The organism is Rhodococcus sp. PSBB066, assembly GCF_017068255.1.
Classification (GTDB): Bacteria; Actinomycetota; Actinomycetes; order Mycobacteriales; family Mycobacteriaceae; genus Rhodococcus; species Rhodococcus aetherivorans.
The window spans coordinates 1,113,541-1,131,072 of sequence record NZ_CP070859.1; the positions used below are offsets into that span (position 1 = coordinate 1,113,541).

Below are 17,532 nucleotides of genomic sequence, written 5' to 3' on the forward strand. Positions count from 1 at the left end.
AATCCCCCTGAAATCCGGTGCCCCGGGTTCAGCCGTGCTCGATGTACGACTCGAGTTGGTCGCGTTCGCACTGCAGTTCGTCGATCCGGCTCTTCACGATGTCACCGATGCTGACGATGCCTACCAGGTGGCCGTCCACCACGACGGGCAGGTGCCGGATCCGGCGTTCGGTCATGGTCTCGGCCAGGCTGTTCACCGTGTCGGTGGGCAGGCACGTGGACACCGTCGTGCTCATGATGTCCCGGACACGGGCGTCGAGCAGGGCGGGACCGTGCTGGTGGAGCCGGCGCACGACGTCGCGTTCGGAGACGATGCCGATCACGGCGTCGCCCTCCACCACGACGAGGGCGCCCACGTTGTGGCGGGCGAGTTCGCCGATCATCTCGTCGACCGAGAGGTCCGGATCGACCGTGGCCACGACCGGCCCCTTGTTCCGCAGCACGTCCGCGATCCGCATCCGGGCACCCCGATCCATCCGCTCCCAGTCATCCGCCGTGACGGCGATCGATGGTTGTCGATCTTATTCCTGCAGGTCGACGAGACCCCGTGTGGTTATCCAGTCGTGACTCGATGGGCCGTACCGCGCGTCGGATCGTTATCCGGTGGCGTCGCCCATCACCGCGCCCTCGCGACGGGGGTCCGCGCCGCCGACCCATCCCGACTCGTCCCGGCGGAGCGCACTCAGTCCGCTGGACTGCGGGAGCACCGCCACCTGATGGCCTCGCGCGCGCAGCTCGGCCACCAGCGGATCGCGTGCGCCGTCGTCGCTGCCGTCGATCGCCGGATGCTCGCCCCCGACCCCGGTGACCGGGGTGTTCGCCGCGCCGAACGCTACCGCCGACACCGCCTGCTGCGGGTCCAGGCCCCAGTCGAGCATCCCGACGAGCGTCTTGACCACGTACTGGATGATGACGGAACCGCCCGGCGAGCCGACGACGATGCGCAGGTCGCCGCGGCTGCCGTCGGGATTGCGATCGAAGACGAGCGTCGGCGCCATCGAACTGCGCGGTCGCTTGCCCGGTTCGACGCGGTTGGCCACCGGCACCCCGGCCTTGTCCACGGGTTCGGCGGCGAAGTCCGTCAGCTGGTTGTTCAGCAGAAAGCCGTCGACCATGTGGAACGACCCGAACGCCGATTCGATCGTCGTGGTCATCGAGGCCACGTTGCCGTATTCGTCGGCGATGGAGATGTGGCTGGTGCCGTGTTCGCGATCCTGTGGTGGGGTGCCCAGGGGCACCGGCCCGAAGTCGCCGGGTTGTGCCGTGCCCATGCTCCGGCCCGGGTCGATGAGGCCCGCACGCCCGCGCAGGTAGTCGTCGTCGAGCAGTGTCTGCGGCGAATTGCCGGGCAGGGGAACGAAGTCCGAGTCCGCCACGTACTTGTCGCGGTCCGCGTACGCGAGGCGCTCGGCCTCGGAGATCAGGTGCACGGCGTCGGCGGTCGGCTCGCCACCGTTCTCGTCGACGTCGGTCGGTCCCAGCGCGGACAGGTCGAAGTTCCCGAGGATGCCCATCGTCGCGGCCACCGCGATCCCGCCCGAGGACGGGTTCGGCATGCCACAGACCTCGTGTGCCCGATACGGCGTGCAGAGGGGGGTGCGCTTCTTCACCTCGTAGCCGGCGAGGTCGTCGACCGTCATCGTCCCGGGGGTGCGGCCGCCCGCCTCGGTGGCGGTGGCGTCGACGATGTCCCGGGCGAGGGCTCCGGTGTAGAAGGCGTCGGCGCCGCCGGACGCGATGGCGCCGAGCGTCTTCGCCATGGCGGGGTTGACCAGGACGGTGCCCGCGGTCTTGGGCGTGCCGTCGGGGTTCAGGAAGTACGCCCGCGCCTCGTCGTCGACGGCGAGGTCGGACGCCGAGTCGGCGATCGACTCGGCCATCCGGTCGCTGATCACCACCCCGTCGTCGGCGAGGGAGATGGCCGGGTCGAACAACCGGGCCCACTCCGTGCCCCCGTGTTCGCGGTGCACCTCCTCGAGCAGGCGCACCACTCCGGGCACCCCGATCGAGCGGCCGCTGGCCCGGGCGTCGGGCCGGGGCGCGGTGCGGTCGGTGTCGCTGATCCAGCGCAGGTAGTTCTCGGTGGCCGACGTCGGTGCCGTCTCCCGGCCGTCGTACGCCTGCACCTGCCCGGTCTCCGCGTCGTAGTAGAGCAGGAAGGCGCCGCCGCCGATCCCCGACGACTGGGGCTCCACGAGCCCGAGCACCGTCTGCGCGACGACCAGCGCGTCGGCGACGGTGCCGCCGTCGCGCAGCACCTTGCACGCCGCCTCCGTCGAGACCGGGTTGGCGGTGGACACCGCGTACGACGCGGTCGTCACCGCCGTCATGTCGTCGCGGTAGCCGGTGGCGACCTCGGGGTTGGTGGCCAGGTCCCTTTCGGACGTCGACGGGGCGGGCGGCGCGGCGGACAGCGGGGTGCCGTTGGGGACGTGGATGCATTCGGCGGTCCCCGACGAGTCGTCCCCGGCCGACGTGCAGGCGCCGAGCAGCGCGACGGACAGTGCCGCGGCGATCGCGACGCGGATCGTGGAGCCCACCTTCGCCACCGGTGTCATCTCGCCGACGGTAACAGCGGCCACCGGTGCCCGAAGTGCTTCCCGCGAGATCCGTTTCGGCCGGGCCGTCGTGCCGGGCCACCGCGTCCAGCCGCGAACCTTCCGGTCACCCGCGTGCGGCACGACTGTTGTGTGTGGCCGATCGGCGCGCGGCTGTGGAGCGTATCCGCTATCCCAGCAGCACAATTCCGGTGAGGGCGATCGCCGAGACCCACACCGTGGATGCGGCGGCGAGCGCGAAGGGCCGCCAGCCCACGCCCCGCAGGACGTCGATGCGTACGGCGGTGCCGAGCGCGAACATGGCGGCGGTGAGCAGCGCCGTCTGCGCGAGCCGGGCGACGTCCAGAGCCGGGTCGGGGAGCAGGCCGGTGGCGCGCAGGGCCACGCAGCCGAGGAAGCCGAGCAGGAACAGCGGCACCAGCGGGGGCCGCCGCATTTCGGTCTGCTCGCGGCTGCGGCGGCGGGACACCGCGCCGATCCAGGCGACCACGGGCGCGAGCATCGCGACCCGGGCGAGCTTCACGGTCACGGCCACCGCAAGGGCACTCGCGCCCAGCGCCCCGGCGTTGCCGGCGTCCACGGCTTCCCCCGCGGCGACGACCTGCGCCACCTCGTGGATCGCGGCGCCGGCCCACATGCCGGCCTGGGTGGTGTCGAGTCCCAGCGCGGAGGCCGCGAGCGGCAGGCCGGGGATCATGGCGGTGCCGAAGACGACCACCAGTGCGACGGCGGTGACCACGTGCTGCTTGCGAGCGTCGACGACCCCGTCCACCGCGGCGACGGCGGCGGCGCCGCAGATCGAGAAGCCGCAGGCGACGAGCAGGCGCTGCGTCCAGTCGAGCCCGAGGATCCTGCCCAGTGCCATCGTTCCGGCGATGCCGCCGACCACCACGGCCACGACGAGGCCGAGCACGCCCCAGCCGAGGGCGAGCACGTCGGTGACGAGGAGTTGCAGACCGAGGAGGGCGACCCCGATCCGGAGCAACCGGCGCGAGGCCACGGCCAGGCCGGGTTCGGTGGACGCCGGGAGCGAGGTCGTGTTGGCCAGGAGTGCGCCGAGGACGATGGCGATCAGCAGGGGGCTGATGCCCCCGGCGAGCCGGGCGGCGACGAGGGCCGCCGCTGCCGCCGCGGCACAGACGGCGAGGCCCGGAAGCGGAGCGCGCAGGCGTACCGCGGCCGGGGCCGAGAGCGTCTGGAGAGAAGTGGCCATGGTCTCCACCCTGGCGGGTGGCGCGCGTCGCGGATAGACGGTGTTTCGGCATCACCTCATATCGATTCGATATGAGACGGGGCCGCGGTAGGCATGGCCGCGCCGCCGCGAAGCGAACTTCATCGCCGGTGTGCGAGCGCCCGCACCGCGACGTCTCCCGCGGTCTGCAGCGCCTGCACGAGCACGATCAACACCACCACCGCGACCATCAGGACCGGGGTGTTGAAGCGCTGGTACCCGTAGACGATGGCGAAGTCGCCGAGCCCGCCGCCGCCGACGACCCCGGCCATCGCGGAGTAGCCGACCAGCAGAACCGCGGTGAGGGTGGCGCCGGAGATCAGAGACGAAAGTGATTCGGGAAGAAGTACTTTGGTGACGATCTGCCGGTTCGAGGCCCCCATGGCCCGGGCCGCGTCCACCCGCCCACGCGGAACCTCTCGCAGCGCGCTCTCGACGATGCGGGCAAAGAACGGGATCGCGCCGATCGTCAAGGGGACGAGCGCGGCGGTCGGCCCGATCGCAGTCCCGACCACCAGACGGGTCACACCGATCAGCGCGATCAGCAGGACCAGGAACGGCAGCGAACGGAACACGTTGACCACGGCCCCGACCACGAGATACAGCGTGCGGATCGGGCGCAGCCCGTCCGGCGCGGTCACGTGCAGCAGAACACCCACGAGCACCCCGCCCACGACGGTGAGGAGGAAGGCGACGCCCACCATGTAGAGGGTGTCGAGCGTGGCGGCCCACACCTCGGGCAGGGCGTCGTACCAGCTGAGTTTGTTCATGCCCCGACCCTCGCCACGACGCCGGTCGTCCACGCGACGGTGACGTCGGGCAGGGCGGCGAAGAATCGGTCCACCGCGTCGCGATCCACGTCGCCGTCGAAACGCACGTGCAGCTTGCCGATGTCGGTACCGGCGACACGGTCGACCCGGCCGCCGACGACCGCGACGTCGACCCCGACGTCGCGGGAGAGCCGGGACAGCCACGGCGTGGCGACGGCAGCGCCGCGGGCGGTGACGAGCGCGGTCACGTCCCCGTTCTGCTCGCCGACGCCCGCCGGCAGCAGCGCATCACCGAGGCGGGAGACGGGGTCGGCCACGAGATCGGCCACGGGACCGGATTCGACGATGCGGCCCCCGTCCAGCAGCGCCGCCGACGTGCAGATCCGGCGCACCACGGACAGCTCGTGGGTGACGACGACGATGGTGACGCCGAGGGTCCGGTTGACGGTCGCGATCAGATCGAGCACCTGCTCCGTGGTGGCCGGGTCGAGGGCACTGGTCGCCTCGTCGCACAGCAGGACGTCGGGCTCGGCGGCGAGTGCGCGCGCGACGCCGACGCGCTGCTGCTGCCCGCCGGACAACTGCGAGGGGAAGGCGTCCCGCTTGTCGGTGAGCCCGACCAGCTCGAGCAACGTCTCGGCCCGGTCCCGTCGCTCCGTCCTCCGTACGCCGGCGACCTCGAGCGGAAACTCGACGTTCGCGCGGACGGTGCGGCAGTGCAGGAGGTTGAACTGCTGGAACACGGTGCCGATGCGGCGACGGGACCCGCGCAGCCGGCCTTCGGACAGGTGCGAGAGGTCTTCGCCGCGCAGGAGGATGCGTCCGCTCGTGGGGCGTTCCAGCAGGTTCAGGCACCGCAGCAGCGTGGACTTGCCGGAACCGCTGGGGCCGACGATGCCGAAGACCTCTCCCTCGTCGATCCTCAGGTCGATTCCGCGGAGTGCGTCGATCGTGCCGGTGCCGCCCGTTGCCGGGTACGACTTGGTGAGTCCGTCGACGACGATCACGCGCCGACCTCGTGGACGGGTACGACCGCGCCGTCGTAGTTCTCGGCGATCCAGGCGGCGACCTCGGGCGACTCGAGGGCGTCCGCGAGGGCGGTGACGGCGGGATCGGACGCATCCTCCGATCGCACCACGAGGATGTTCTCGAACGGGTTGTTGTCGACGGATTCCCGGACGATGCTGTCGTCCGCGGGGTTGAGCCCCGCTTCGAGCGCGTAGTTCGAGTTGACGACCGAGGCCGTGATCGCCGGATCGTCGACGGTGCGCGCGAGCTGCGCGCGTTCGAGCTCGACGAACCTCAGGTTCTTCGGATTCGAGACGATGTTCGCGGCAGTGACCGTCGCGATGTCCGCTTCGGACAGCGGCTTGTCGAGTTCGAGCAGGCCCGCCGACTCCAGGAGGTAGAGCGCACGCGCGAAATTGGTCGTGTCCTTCGGCAGCGCGATCGTGTCGCCGTCCTTCAGGTCCGCAACCGCGGCGATCTTGTTCGAGTACAGGCCGAGCGGTTCGAGGTGTACGGAGGCGACCGACTCGAGGTTGTCCACGCCCTTCTGCTGCTGCCAGTCGGCGAGGTACGGGTGGTGCTGGAAGAAGTTGGCGTCGACGTCACCGGCTTCGAGCAACTCGTTCGGGTCCACCTCGCCGGTCACGGGCTTGATGTCGAGGACGACGTCGCCGAGCGCACCGGATTGCCGCACGTGTTCCAGGATTTCGACGTGCGGTGTCGCGGAGGCGGAGATCACGAGCGTGTCCTCGCCGGTCCCGGAGGCGGAGCAGGCGGCCAGCCCGGTGGCCAGGGCGACGGCGGAGACCACGGACAGGGTGCGGCGCAGAGTCATTCGGAGTGTTCGCTTTCGTCGAGATCGCCGGGCCGGCCGGCGAGGAGGGGGGAGTTCGAGAGGTCGGCGTGATGGCGCTCGGTGACGTTGGGGTGGGCCCGCAGTCGTGACTTGAGCGCGTTGAGCCCATACACGGCGTGCAAGGCGTCACCGTGCTCGTCCGCACCGACGCCGCGGGCCTCGGCGGCGAGTGCGCCGGGCAGTGGCACATGCGGCAACGCCTGATCCAGTGCGGGATTGAGGAAGAACGGCAGGGATACCCGGTCGGTGCCGGGAGCCGGCGGAAGGACCCGGTGCGTCGTCGCCTTCAGGTAGCCGCCGGTGGCCAGTTCGAGGAGTTCGCCGATGTTGACGACGAAGTGTCCGGGCAGGGGTTCGACGTCGACCCAGGTGCCGTCGATCTCCACCTGGAAGCCGGTGCTTCCGGGTTCCGGATAGAGCAGCGTGAGAACTCCCACGTCCTTGTGACTGCCCACACCCTGTCCGGTGATCGATCGGTCGTGGCCCGGGTACCGTACGATCTTCAGCAGCGGATCGGGGTCCGCGAACGCGCCGTCGAAGAAATCGGCTGGTGCGGAGAGGGATTCGGACCATGCCCGGAGGAGCCGGCGGCCGACCGCGCCGGCCTGCTCGATCCACTGCAGCGCGAGCGTCCGCAGCTGCGGCACCCGGCTCGGCCACAGGTTCGGACCGTGCAGCACCTCCCACGGCCGCTGGGGGTCGAACTGTGCCACCGAAGCCCGTTCGGGACCGATGTCGAGTTGCTCGCGCCAGTCCACGTATCCCTGGGTTCGTTCACCCCCGACGCGGGTGTAGCCGCGGAAATGAGGCGAGTGGGAGTTCTCGATCTCCAGCTTCACGGGGTCGGGCAGGGCGAAGAACGCGCGTGCCGCCGCGATCAGCCGGTCGGCGAGGGCCGGGTCGATGCCGTGGCCGGTCAGGTGGAAGAAGCCGACCTCGTGCGTGACCCGACGCAGCCGGTCGAGCAGGGCGGCCCGGGTGGCGGCATCGCCGTCGAGGCCTGTGAGGTCGACGACGGGCAGGGTGGTCGAGGGAGGCATCGCAGGGAGTCCTTTCGGGCCACGTCGAGCGCCGGGTGCCCGGGAAACGGGCAACGCGGCACCGGCGGCCGGAGGAGATGTCGGTATCGGGAGACGCGGGTGCGTCCGGTGGGACGGCTGTCAGCGACAACAACACGCCGGGGCGTGCGTGCCCACGACGCGTGCGATCACGACCTGCGCGTGACTGGTGCCGACCATCTTTCCTCCGATGGGCCGCGGGCGCGGCCCGTTCGTGGCGGGAATCCGCCCTCGGTGCTGCCGGACGGTCACGCTATCCAGTGGACGGGTCTCGGACAACCCACGCCCTTTCGGGCGGGTCCGACCTGCACCGATTTCGGATCACGACGATCGCAATCCTGGTCCGGACCCCGGTGCACGGCTACCGTGACGCCGATGCCGAGACGACGACGGCGACGTGTCCGGCCGGGTGCAACGGTTCCGATCACCTCGAGGACAACCCTTCGCGGACGCCCACCGGGACGGCAGACTCTGTAGTTCGTGCGCTTCCAGATCCTCGACATCATCTTCAACCCGCCGCATCCGGTCACCGGCGACGTCGTCGCTCCCGCGGAGCGCCTGAACCGCGTCGTCGAGATGGCCGTGCTCGCCGAGCAGCTCGGCATCGACAGTTACTCGGTCGGCGAACGTCATGCCGGCGACGTGCTCTCGTCCAGCCCGACCGTCGTCCTCGGTGCCATCGCACAGGCCACCGAGCGGATCCTGTTGTCCACGGGTGTGACCGTGCTGTCGGTGCTCGATCCCGTGCGCGTCGCCGAGGATCTGTGCACCGTCGATCAGCTGAGCCGGGGCCGCCTCGAGATCGTCATCGGCAAGGGCAACGAGGTGCTCCAGTACCCCCTGTTCGGCCTCGACATCGGCAAGCAGTACGACTACCTCACCGAGAACTACGAACTGCTGCGCCGGCTGCTGCGGGAGGAACACGTCGACTGGTCGGGTGAGTACCGAGCGGCACTCGCCGATGTCACGACGCTGCCCCGCCCGTTCGACGGGCCGTTCCGCATCTGGCACGGATCCGCCACGTCGGCGCGGGCAGTGGACCTGGCGGCGAAGTGGGGAGACCCGATCGTGACGGCCAACGCCCTGCAGCCCCGGGAGAACTACAAGGTCCTGATCGATCGATACCGCGAGCACTACGCCGCACACGGTCACGACCCGGCGAAGGCCTACGTCGGATCGGGTTCGGGCGGGTTGTTCCTCGCGGACACCACGGAGAAGGCGATCGAGGAGTACCGGCCCATCTACGAAGGTGCGGTACGCCAGGCCGACAAGAGGAAACATGATCCGGGCGCCGTCGGCAAGACCACCAGCTTCCGCACGATCGAGGAGGCGGTCGAGCGGGGTCCGGCCCTGGTCGGTTCGCCGGATCGCGTGGCCGAGAAGATCCTCGACTACCACGAGTGCTTCGGCCACGTCCTCCAATCCGTATCCGTCAACCACGTGCTCGACTTCGAACGCCAGAAGGACACCCTGCGTCGATTCGCCGAGGAGGTCGTGCCGCTGGTGCGCGCGGAGGTACCGCCGACGACGCTGTGGAGCGAATCCGACACCGAGCGCGCCAGAGGGTTCACCGCCGATTCGCCGGTGGGCAGCCGATAGCGATCCGTCGACCGGCCGGGAACCGGCCAGAAGGGCTCCACTCGTGACCACGTCTCACCCACTCACAGCGAACCCCGGCGCCGGCGCGGATCGGGTGGTCGCTCGCTCCGATGCTCTCGAACGACGCGGTGCTCTCGAACGACGCGGTGCTCTCGAACGACGCTTCGGTGCTGCCGACACGGCCGGCCCCTGGAACGCGGTGCTGGCGACTCAGCTGGCGCACCGGTCGGTGCGCCGGTTCCTCGACCGTCCCGTCCCCGAGGATCATCTGCGCGCCGTCGTCGCCGCCGCGTCGTCCGCGGCCAGCTCGAGCAATCTGCAGCTGTGGTCCGTCGTCGCCGTCACCGACCGCGAGCGGATCGATGCGCTCGCCACCCTTGCGGGCGATCAGGATGCGGTCCGCCACGCGCCGCTCTTCCTGGTCTGGCTCGCAGACTTCGCCCGCTCGGAGCGCATCGCTACGGTCCACGGCCGAGAACTCGTCAACGCGGACTTCGCCGAGGGCACCCTGCTCGGCGTGGTCGACGCGGCCCTGGCCGCGCAGAATGCCGTGGTCGCGGCGGAATCGGTCGGCCTGGGCACCGTGTACATCGGTGGCATCCGCAACGAGCCCGAGCGCGTCGCCGACGTCCTGGAACTGCCGCAGCGGGTCTTCCCGGTCGTCGGCCTCTCGGTCGGCTTCCCCGATCCGGCGGAGCGGGCCGAGGTCAAGCCGCGACTCGGTTTCGACGTGGTGTGCCACCGGGACCGTTACCGACTCGAGGCGCAGGACGCGGGTATCGCCCGGTACGACACCCGCGCCGAGGACTTCTACCGTGGACAGGGCCTGCCGGGCAGCTGGACCGGGCGAATCGTGGCACGACTGACGGATCCGGGTACCCTGGGATCGCGCCGCCGACTTCGAGACGCGTTGCGCGAAAGGGGTTTCCCGACGAGCTAGGGGCGCCGGCAACCCCGGCACCGCCTCGGCTGTGCCCCGACGAAGACCGTCGGGGACGGCCACGATCGACTGCAGACAGGTGAGGATCGAGCACTATGACCGAAACAGCGTGGAGCCGCAGGCACGTGGACCTGTGCCGCACCCGCTCGTGTCTCTGTGCCTCCTGACCTGAGTACGAGTCTTCCCGATTCCTCCCTCCGTCTCGGTATGTACCTCCTTCAAGGAACGGCTATGTCCCTGTCGATGTCGAATGCCCTCGAATGCTCCGCCACCGCCGCATCGGAGCACGCTCCGGGCGTCCGTGGCGACCAATACCGCTCGGCCCTTCGGCGGCACCCCGCCGGGGTCACGATCGTCACTCTCGAATCCGGCTCCGGCCCGGTCGGGTTCACTGCGACGTCCTTCGCTTCGCTCTCCCTCGATCCGCCGCTGGTCTCGTTCAACATCACCGACACGTCGTCGAGCATCGGCGCCGTCCGCTCGGCCGAGTCGTTGGTGATCCACCTGTTGGGCGAGCATCAGCAGCATCTCGCGCAGCGCTTCGCGCGCAGCGCGGCGGAGCGGTTCTCCGACGAGTCGCTCTGGACCCGAATCGAATCCGGTGAACCCGTCCTGCACGGCACGCCGGTCTGGCTCCGGGTTGTCGTCGACCGGTTGATTCCGCTCGGTGACAGCACTCTGGTCGTCGGTGTCGTGGTTCGTGCGCACGAGGACCCGAATCCGGCGGAGGGAAAGCGTATTCCGTTGCTGTACCACGAGGGTGCCTACCACCGCCCCGTCGCATTGGAGGAGTGAATCATGAGTCGCCTGCCGAGTCTCCGGAACGAGTGTCCGAGCTGTCGCCGCACCGCATCGCCCGTCAGCTCGTCGGATCCCCTCCTCGACCGGAGCCTCACATGGAAATCCTCGACACTCGCAATGACGTAGTCACCGACGCCGGTGCCGAACTCGTTCTCGTCCTGCGACTGCCCGACATCGGAACACACTCCTCGCGTGACCTGGCGGCGCTCGCCGATGCCCTTCGCGAGGCCGCCCAGGATCTGGTTCCGGGCGTGAGCACCCATACGGTGCTCAGCCCGACCCCCATCCCGTTGATCATCGACCTTCCCGCCCGCGACGTCCTGCTCGACGGCCGGCGAGTGCTGCTCAGCCACAGCGAGTTCGAGATCCTCGCCTATCTCGTCCGCAACCCGAGGACCGTGGTGTCCCGGGCCGTCCTGCGTGACCTCGGGAACGGGGTGCGGGAGGTGGACAGTCGTGGCCGGAACGTCGATGTCCACGTCTCCCGGATCAGGACCAAATTGCAGCAGTTCGGCAGCATCATCTCCACGGTCCGCGGCAGCGGATACCGCTTCGACCCGCACCCGGCCGTGCACATCACGGAACTGCTGACGAGGCGGTGCGCATGACGCCCGGGCACGACGACCTCCCCACAGGTCGCCCTTCGGCGGCCGCACGCGAATCGGAGTGCGAGAGGCAAGGTCTACTGCGGCGGCTGTTCGCCGAGGTCCGGTGGCCGGACGTCGCCACCACCTACGCGGTGATAGAGCTGTGCACATGGTGAGCGCGGTCCGACCAGAACCTCCCGGCAGCGCACCGCGCCGGGATATCCCGAATGTGTGTGGAAAGGCCCCTGCGTGAAGACCACCGTCGTCGCCGGCAACCCCAAGCCCAGCTCCCGCACCCTCGACGCCGCCACCCTCCTGGCCTCCGAGCTCACCGGCGCCGCACCGGACCACGTCGTCGACGTGATCACCCTCGGACCCGGCCTGCTCGGCTGGGGCGACGACGCCGTCAAGGCGGCGGTGGACACCGTCGCCGCCTCGGACCTCGTGGTCTTCGCCAGCCCCACGTTCAAGGCCACCTACACCGGCATCCTCAAGCTCTTCCTCGACCAGTTCGCCACCGGCGACGGCCTGCGCGATGTCACCGCCGTGCCGCTCATGCTCGGCGCCGGCCCGGCCCACGCCCTGGCCCCGGACCTGCTGCTCGAGCCGGTCCTCGTCGAACTCGGTGCCACCACCCCGGCGCCGGGTCTGTACCTGCTCGACTCCACCTACACCACCGACACGCGGATCGCGGACTACGCCCAGCGCTGGGCGCCGGTCCTGCGATCCGCGTGGCGGTGATCGGGCCGCGTCAGACGACCACGGGCTCGCGGTCGTCCTGATCGGCGGCCTCGAGTTCACGCACGAGCGGCAGCACCTTCTCGCCGAAGTACTCGATCTCCTCCTGGAAGTGGAGGAAGCCGGCCAGGATGAGATCGACCCCGCGCCGGCGGTATTCGACGATGCGGTGGGCGATCTGCTCGGGCGTGCCGATGAGCTGGGTGCGGAAGCCGTCGTTGTACTGGACCAGGTCCTCGAATGTCGAGTCGGCCCACATGCCCTTCTTGTCCCCGGTGGACGCACCGGCCTGCTGCACGGCGCCGCGGAAGCCCTCGACCGCCGGGCGGTTCGCCTTCTCGATGATCTCGCGGAGCGTGTCGCGCGCTTCCTTCTCGGTGTCGCGGGCGATGATGAACCCGTTGAGGCCGACCCTGACCTCGCGCTGGTGCTCGCGGGCGACGGCGCGCAGGTCGGCGATCTGGTCGCTGATGCCGTCGTAGTCCTTGCCGTTGCTGAAGTACCAGTCCGCGTAGCGGCCACCATTGGCGATCGCGGCGGTGGAGTTACCGCCCTGGAACAGTTCGGGATTGGGCCGCTCGGGCGTGTTGGCGGGCTTGGGCTTGAGGGTGAAGTCGTGGATGCGGTAGAAGTCGCCGCGGAAGTCGACATCGTCCTCGGTCCAGATCTTGCGCAGCACCTGCAGGAACTCGGCACTGCGGCGGTAGCGTTCGTCGTGCTCGAGCCACGGCTCGCCGAGGTGGGTGAACTCGTCCTTGAACCAGCCGCTGACGACGTTGACGGCGAACCGGCCGCCGGAGAGCTGGTCGGCGGTGGCACCCAGCTTGGCGAGCACCGCCGGCTGCCACAGTCCGGGATGGACGGCGGCGATCACCTTCAGGCGCTCGGTGGCCAGCAGGAGAGCGAGGGAGAAGCTGGTGGACTCGTGCTGGAACTCCGCGCCGTAGCTGGCCTCGTACCGCACCTGGCTCAGGGCGTACTCGAAGCCGTTGTTCTCGGCGGTGCGGGCGAGCCGGACGTTGTAGTCGTAGTCCCAGCTGGTGCGCTGTTCGATGTTCGAGGTGACGAGGCCGCCGCTGACGTTGGGCACCCAGTAGGCGAACTTGATCTCGGGGGTGATGTGTTCGGTCGACATGGGCACCAATTCAAGCGTCCGCACCCGCCGCACCCAATCGTTGGAATCAACCCGATCCCAACCGTCGCGAGCGGTCGCGACGGTCGGGACCGGGTCGTCGTCAGGCGGGCTGGACCGCTGCGCCGGCGAGCGGCGACGCGCTGAAGCCGCCGCTCGGCTGGAACCGCGCCAGCACGTCCTCGGCCGGCTCGCCGGCATGCGCGGTGATGAACGCCAGCACGTCGTCGCGGGTGTCGATGCCGAGCAGCGTGCCGGGTTCGGACAGGAACCCGAACAGCGCGGCGGCCACCGGCTCACTCACGGTCGCCGCGGGGAAGAGCAACTCCGCGTGCACGGCGTACTTCGGATCGCCGAGGAACAGCCGGGTCACCTCCGCGGCGGCGTGACCGCGGGCGTCCCAGTGCTTTTCGAACTGCTCCGTGAGCCAGTCGGCGGTGAACTCGCCCTCGTGGCCGCGTGCCGCCTCGATCAGCGCCGCCACCTGCACCACGGTGTTCTGTGCGCCCTGGCCGGCGATGGGGTCGAACGCGATGGCGGTGTCGCCGATCGCGGCGACGACGTGGCCCCCGGCCGTGCGGCCCACCGCCCGCCGCACCGTCGGGGTGACGGCCCCGCGCAGCCACGAGTACGGATCGGCCTCGATGACCTCGAGCTTCTCCACCTCGGGGGCGTCCTGCGGGAAGTAGTCGCGGTACAGCTCGACGACGGTGCGACGGGCGCTGTGGACGTCGGTGACCGCCTCGAACCGCTCGACCCACGGGCTGCCCGGCTTGGCGAAGCCGAGGAAGCTCCACGTCGGACCCGCGTCCTTGTGCAGGAACGGGCCGAGCCAGGCCTCGCCGTACTCGGTGTGCAGGTTGAACAGGTTGTGGGCGCCCCCCGCCTCGGAGCGGTAACCCCACGTGTCCGGGCCGTGCCCGAGTCCCCGGAGCGTCACCAGCAGCAGGGTGCGCTGGGGCTCGCGGTAGACGGTGCGCTCGGCGTCGACGGGAAACAGCGACGACAGGCCGCCCTTGCCGGTCGCGACGAGCGTCAGGTCGTGCTCGGCGGCGATCGCATCGAGACTCTCCGGCGTCACCGCGCGCACCTCGAACCGGCCACCCCGGTCGAGGAACCGGCCCAGCCGGTCGTCCGCCCGCAGCCGGACGTCGACGCCCTGCGCGACGTACCGGAAATCCGGGTCGAACTCGAGGACCTCGGCGCGGGTGTCGCCGTCGCCCGAATACAGGCGCGTGCTCATGCCGGTCGAATGGGGTCCGTCGGCGTACAGATCCTCGATGATCCGGGCGTCGGACTCGCGGGACTTGCCGAAGTAGACGGCCGTTCCGGTCGCCGGCACGTCGTTGCGCAGCGACTCGCGATTCCGATCGCTGAGGACGGTGACGTCGAATCCGGCATCGAGGAAGCCGAGCGCGGCCGTGGTCCCGGCCAGTCCGGCGCCGACGACGGCGACGGAACGTCGAGTGGTGGTCATGGAAACTCCTCGTGGTGGGCGGTGATGGATCAGCCGACGTAGGCGCGGTGGCGGTCGGTCACGGTCGAGAGGGGCGCGCCGAGCCGGTAGCGGGCGCCCCGATGCTCGTCGGGGAGGCGGTCGCCCTTGCCGAAGAGCTTGTGGCGCAGCGTTCCCTCGGTGTAGGTCGTCGGGTAGGCACCGCGCTCCTGGAGGACGGGGACGACGTGGGTGATCACGTCCTCGAACGAGCCGGGCGTGACGGCATAGGCAAGGTTGAACCCGTCGACGTCGGTTTCGGCCACCCACTCCTGCAACCGGGTGGCGACGGACTCGCCGGAGCCGACGAAGCGGGGGCCCAGTCCGCCGATGCTCGCCCACTCGGCGATGTCGCGGACGCGCCATTCGCGGCCGTCGTCGTCGGCCTCCTGGAAGGCCGCGACCGCGGAGCGGATGGCGTTGCTCTCGACGTTGCCGATCGGCTCGTCGAGGTCGTAGCGGGACAGGTCGATACCCATCCAGCCGGAGGTGAACACCAGCGCGCCCTCGAGGCTGGCGTACCGCTTGTACTCCTCGTGTTTGGCCGCGGCTGCCTCGTCGGTGGCGTCCGTGACGATCGTGGCGAGGGCGTAGATCCGCGCGGAGTACGGATCGCGGCCGGCGTCGACGAGCGCGGCCCGGATGCGGGCCACGGTGTCGCGCAGGACCCGCTTGGACGGCGGCCCGACGAAGATCACCTCCGCGTTCTCCGCCGCGAAGCGCACGCCGCGCGGCGACGCCCCGGCCTGATAGATCACCGGAGACCGCTGCGGTGACGGTTCGGACAGGTGAATGCCAGGAACCGTGAAATGCGCACCGCGATGCCCGATGTGGTGCACCTTCTCCGGGTCGATGTAGAGGCCGCGCTCGGCGTCCCGGACGACGGCGTCGTCCTCCCAGGAGCCCTCCCACAGCTTGTAGAGCACCTCGAGGTACTCGTCGGCGTGGTCGTAGCGGGCATCGTGATCGAGCTGGTCGGCCTCGCCGAAGTTGCGGGCCGCGGACGGCAGGTATCCGGTGACGACGTTCCATCCGATGCGGCCGCGGGTGAGGTGGTCGAGGGTCGAGAGCCGCCGCGCGAACGGGTAGGGATGCTCGAATCCTGTTCCGGTGGTGATGCCGAAGCCGAGATGCTCGGTCGCCGCGGCCATCGCGGAGACGAGCAGGAGCGGATCGGCCACCGGGACCTGCGCCCCCTGCCGCAGCGCCGCCTCGTCGGTGCCGCCGTAGACGTCGTACGTGCCGAGCACGTCGGCGATGAACAGGCCGTCGAACAGGCCGCGTTCGAGGAGCCGGGCAAGTTCGGTCCAGTACCCGAGGTCGGTGTAGCGGTGCGACCGGTCCGCGGGGTGGCGCCACAGTCCGGGGGACTGGTGGGCCACGCAGTTCATGTCGAACGCGTTGAAGCGGATGTGCCGGGTCACGCGATGACTCCGGGGCGACGGCCCGCGCTCCACGCGTAGGGGAGCGGATCCCCGTTGAGCACATGGGCGCCGACGGCCTGCTGCTTGTAGATCAGCGGGTTGTGCGCCGCGACGGTCCGTGCGTTGCGCCAGTGCCGGTCCAGCGCCGCCTCCGACGAGGTGATGGATGCGCCGCCGACCTCGAACAGCTGCGCCGTCGCGTCGAGGACGAGCCCGATCACCACCGACTGGGCGCGGGCGGCGGAAGCCTCGGCGCGGTCGAGCAGTTCGGGGTCGTCGGCGCCCGCGTCGAGAAGGACGTCGAGGTCGTCGGCGACGGCGAGCACGGCGGCGCGGGCACCGAAGGCCGCGGCCGACAGCTTCCCGATCACCTGCTGGACCAGCGGGTCGTGCCGTGGCAGGTCGGCCACGGCGTGGGTGAACGTGCGGGTGCGCGCCCGAACCCAGTCGACGGCGTCGGCCTCGGCGCGCCGGGCGATGCCGGCGAGCACCGCGAGCTGCACCAGCTGCAGGTAGGCGGTCGCGTAGGTGCGGCCCGGGGCGCCGTAGCCGGGCCCGAGGATGCGGTCCTCCGGCACCACGACTCCCGTGAAGGTGGTGGTACCGCTCGCGGTGAGCCGCTGGCCGAAACCGTCCCAGTCGTCGGTCTGCTCGACGCCCTCCTGTCGCGCGTCCACCAGTACCGAGACCCGCTCGCCGTCGCGGTCCGCGGCGACGAGGATGTGGTCGGCGTACAGGCTTCCGGTGCTGTAGTACTTGATTCCGTCGAGGACCCAGTCGCCGCCCTTGCGGGTGAGGGTCGTGCGGTAGCGGTCGGCGGCACCCACGCCCGGTTCGGTGATGGCGTTGCCGACGAGCGTGCCGTCCGCGGCGGCCGCGAGCCAGTGCCGGGCTCGTCCGTCACCCGCGAGCCGCTGGTCCTCGACGAAGCTCCAGTGCACGCGCAGCGCCTGTGGCAGGTTCGACTCGGCGGCAGCGAGGTCGATCAGCAGGTCGAACAGCTGACGGATCGTGGCCCCGAAGCCGCCGAACTCGACCGGCACCCGCAGGGCGCCGAAACGGGCCTCCCGCAGCCACTGCACCTCGTGGAACGGCAGCCGGCGCTCGTGCTCGCGCTGGACGGCTCCCTCGGCGATCCGGTCGAAAATCGGCCGGAAGCGCTCCCGGAGTTCGTCGTCGGTCACGGCCGGCGTCTGGATCGTTGAACTGCTCACCTGTCATGCTCCTCGGTGTGGCGTCGATGTCGACACAACGATGGACAATCGGGCCCGCGATGGCACCGGTTGCGATCGGCCAGAGTTCAATACTGGCGCCGGGGAACGGGCGTGCGGTCGTC

At 70.2% G+C, this 17,532-nt stretch carries 16 protein-coding genes; 5 read left to right on the plus strand and 11 right to left on the minus strand.

Annotation, left to right across the window (positions count from 1 at the left end):
• Positions 1-28: 28 nt before the first annotated feature.
• From JYA75_RS05155 to JYA75_RS05185, 7 genes are all read right to left on the minus strand, one after another.
• Positions 29-457 carry a CBS domain-containing protein gene (locus JYA75_RS05155; RefSeq protein WP_029546697.1) on the minus strand — a complete coding sequence of 143 codons (429 nt, stop codon included), beginning with the start codon at positions 455-457 and terminating at the stop codon, positions 29-31.
• Between the two features lie 138 nt (positions 458-595).
• Complete coding sequence (gene ggt / locus JYA75_RS05160) at positions 596-2,557, minus strand: gamma-glutamyltransferase (RefSeq protein WP_185713305.1); 1,962 nt, start codon at positions 2,555-2,557, stop codon at positions 596-598.
• 169 nt (positions 2,558-2,726) lie between these two features.
• Complete coding sequence (locus JYA75_RS05165; RefSeq protein WP_006943674.1) at positions 2,727-3,770, minus strand: putative sulfate exporter family transporter; 1,044 nt, start codon at positions 3,768-3,770, stop codon at positions 2,727-2,729.
• Between the two features lie 119 nt (positions 3,771-3,889).
• The gene (locus tag JYA75_RS05170) at positions 3,890-4,558 is read right to left on the minus strand and encodes a methionine ABC transporter permease (protein ID WP_065923583.1); all 669 of its coding nucleotides are present in this window, start codon (positions 4,556-4,558) and stop codon (positions 3,890-3,892) included.
• A complete protein-coding gene (locus JYA75_RS05175) occupies positions 4,555-5,565 on the minus strand; it encodes a methionine ABC transporter ATP-binding protein (RefSeq protein WP_065923292.1) in 1,011 nt (336 codons plus the stop codon). Before JYA75_RS05175 ends, JYA75_RS05170 begins: the two co-directional genes overlap by 4 nt.
• A complete protein-coding gene (locus tag JYA75_RS05180) occupies positions 5,562-6,401 on the minus strand; it encodes a MetQ/NlpA family ABC transporter substrate-binding protein (protein WP_065923293.1) in 840 nt (279 codons plus the stop codon). The genes JYA75_RS05175 and JYA75_RS05180 overlap by 4 nt, the downstream gene beginning before the upstream one ends.
• Positions 6,398-7,462: an isopenicillin N synthase family oxygenase gene (locus JYA75_RS05185; RefSeq protein ID WP_185713303.1), complete on the minus strand. Its 1,065-nt coding sequence runs from the start codon at positions 7,460-7,462 to the stop codon at positions 6,398-6,400. Before JYA75_RS05185 ends, JYA75_RS05180 begins: the two co-directional genes overlap by 4 nt.
• Before the next feature lie 498 nt (positions 7,463-7,960).
• Between JYA75_RS05185 and JYA75_RS05190 the strand changes: the two genes are divergently transcribed.
• From JYA75_RS05190 to JYA75_RS05210, 5 genes are all read left to right on the plus strand, one after another.
• A complete protein-coding gene (locus JYA75_RS05190) occupies positions 7,961-9,079 on the plus strand; it encodes an LLM class flavin-dependent oxidoreductase (RefSeq protein ID WP_050036152.1) in 1,119 nt (372 codons plus the stop codon).
• Between the two features lie 94 nt (positions 9,080-9,173).
• Positions 9,174-10,019, plus strand: coding sequence for an NADPH-dependent oxidoreductase (locus JYA75_RS05195; RefSeq protein WP_082120298.1), 846 nt, complete (start codon positions 9,174-9,176; stop codon positions 10,017-10,019).
• Between the two features lie 231 nt (positions 10,020-10,250).
• Positions 10,251-10,814: a flavin reductase family protein gene (locus JYA75_RS05200; protein WP_043796867.1), complete on the plus strand. Its 564-nt coding sequence runs from the start codon at positions 10,251-10,253 to the stop codon at positions 10,812-10,814.
• A 101-nt stretch (positions 10,815-10,915) separates the two neighbouring features.
• A complete protein-coding gene (locus JYA75_RS05205) occupies positions 10,916-11,428 on the plus strand; it encodes a winged helix-turn-helix domain-containing protein (protein WP_043796865.1) in 513 nt (170 codons plus the stop codon).
• A 228-nt stretch (positions 11,429-11,656) separates the two neighbouring features.
• Positions 11,657-12,148: an NAD(P)H-dependent oxidoreductase gene (locus JYA75_RS05210; protein ID WP_050036151.1), complete on the plus strand. Its 492-nt coding sequence runs from the start codon at positions 11,657-11,659 to the stop codon at positions 12,146-12,148.
• Between the two features lie 10 nt (positions 12,149-12,158).
• Here JYA75_RS05210 and sfnG read toward each other — a convergent pair whose 3' ends face one another.
• The 4 genes from sfnG to JYA75_RS05230 all read right to left on the minus strand — a co-directional run bounded on the left by sfnG (position 12,159) and on the right by JYA75_RS05230 (position 17,410).
• Positions 12,159-13,280: a dimethylsulfone monooxygenase SfnG gene (sfnG, locus tag JYA75_RS05215; protein WP_029546686.1), complete on the minus strand. Its 1,122-nt coding sequence runs from the start codon at positions 13,278-13,280 to the stop codon at positions 12,159-12,161.
• Positions 13,281-13,380: 100 nt separating this feature from the next.
• Entirely contained in the window at positions 13,381-14,754 is a 1,374-nt protein-coding gene (locus tag JYA75_RS05220) for a styrene monooxygenase/indole monooxygenase family protein (protein WP_050036150.1), read from the minus strand.
• 29 nt (positions 14,755-14,783) lie between these two features.
• On the minus strand, positions 14,784-16,196 hold the full coding sequence (locus tag JYA75_RS05225) for an LLM class flavin-dependent oxidoreductase (RefSeq protein ID WP_050036149.1): 1,413 nt from the start codon (positions 16,194-16,196) through the stop codon (positions 14,784-14,786).
• Positions 16,193-17,410: an acyl-CoA dehydrogenase family protein gene (locus JYA75_RS05230; protein ID WP_050036148.1), complete on the minus strand. Its 1,218-nt coding sequence runs from the start codon at positions 17,408-17,410 to the stop codon at positions 16,193-16,195. The genes JYA75_RS05225 and JYA75_RS05230 overlap by 4 nt, the downstream gene beginning before the upstream one ends.
• Positions 17,411-17,532: the final 122 nt, after the last annotated feature.

Excerpts from the sequence above, each read along its gene's own strand:
- JYA75_RS05155 (WP_029546697.1), bottom strand. The coding sequence starts at position 457 with ATGCGGATCGCGGACGTGCTGCGGAACAAGGGGCCGGTCGTGGCCACG.
- ggt (WP_185713305.1), bottom strand. The coding sequence starts at position 2,557 with ATGACACCGGTGGCGAAGGTGGGCTCCACGATCCGCGTCGCGATCGCC.
- JYA75_RS05165 (WP_006943674.1), bottom strand. The coding sequence starts at position 3,770 with ATGGCCACTTCTCTCCAGACGCTCTCGGCCCCGGCCGCGGTACGCCTG.
- JYA75_RS05170 (WP_065923583.1), bottom strand. The coding sequence starts at position 4,558 with ATGAACAAACTCAGCTGGTACGACGCCCTGCCCGAGGTGTGGGCCGCC.
- JYA75_RS05180 (WP_065923293.1), bottom strand. The coding sequence starts at position 6,401 with ATGACTCTGCGCCGCACCCTGTCCGTGGTCTCCGCCGTCGCCCTGGCC.
- JYA75_RS05185 (WP_185713303.1), bottom strand. The coding sequence starts at position 7,462 with ATGCCTCCCTCGACCACCCTGCCCGTCGTCGACCTCACAGGCCTCGAC.
- JYA75_RS05200 (WP_043796867.1), top strand. The coding sequence starts at position 10,251 with ATGTCCCTGTCGATGTCGAATGCCCTCGAATGCTCCGCCACCGCCGCA.
- JYA75_RS05205 (WP_043796865.1), top strand. The coding sequence starts at position 10,916 with ATGGAAATCCTCGACACTCGCAATGACGTAGTCACCGACGCCGGTGCC.
- sfnG (WP_029546686.1), bottom strand. The coding sequence starts at position 13,280 with ATGTCGACCGAACACATCACCCCCGAGATCAAGTTCGCCTACTGGGTG.
- JYA75_RS05220 (WP_050036150.1), bottom strand. The coding sequence starts at position 14,754 with ATGACCACCACTCGACGTTCCGTCGCCGTCGTCGGCGCCGGACTGGCC.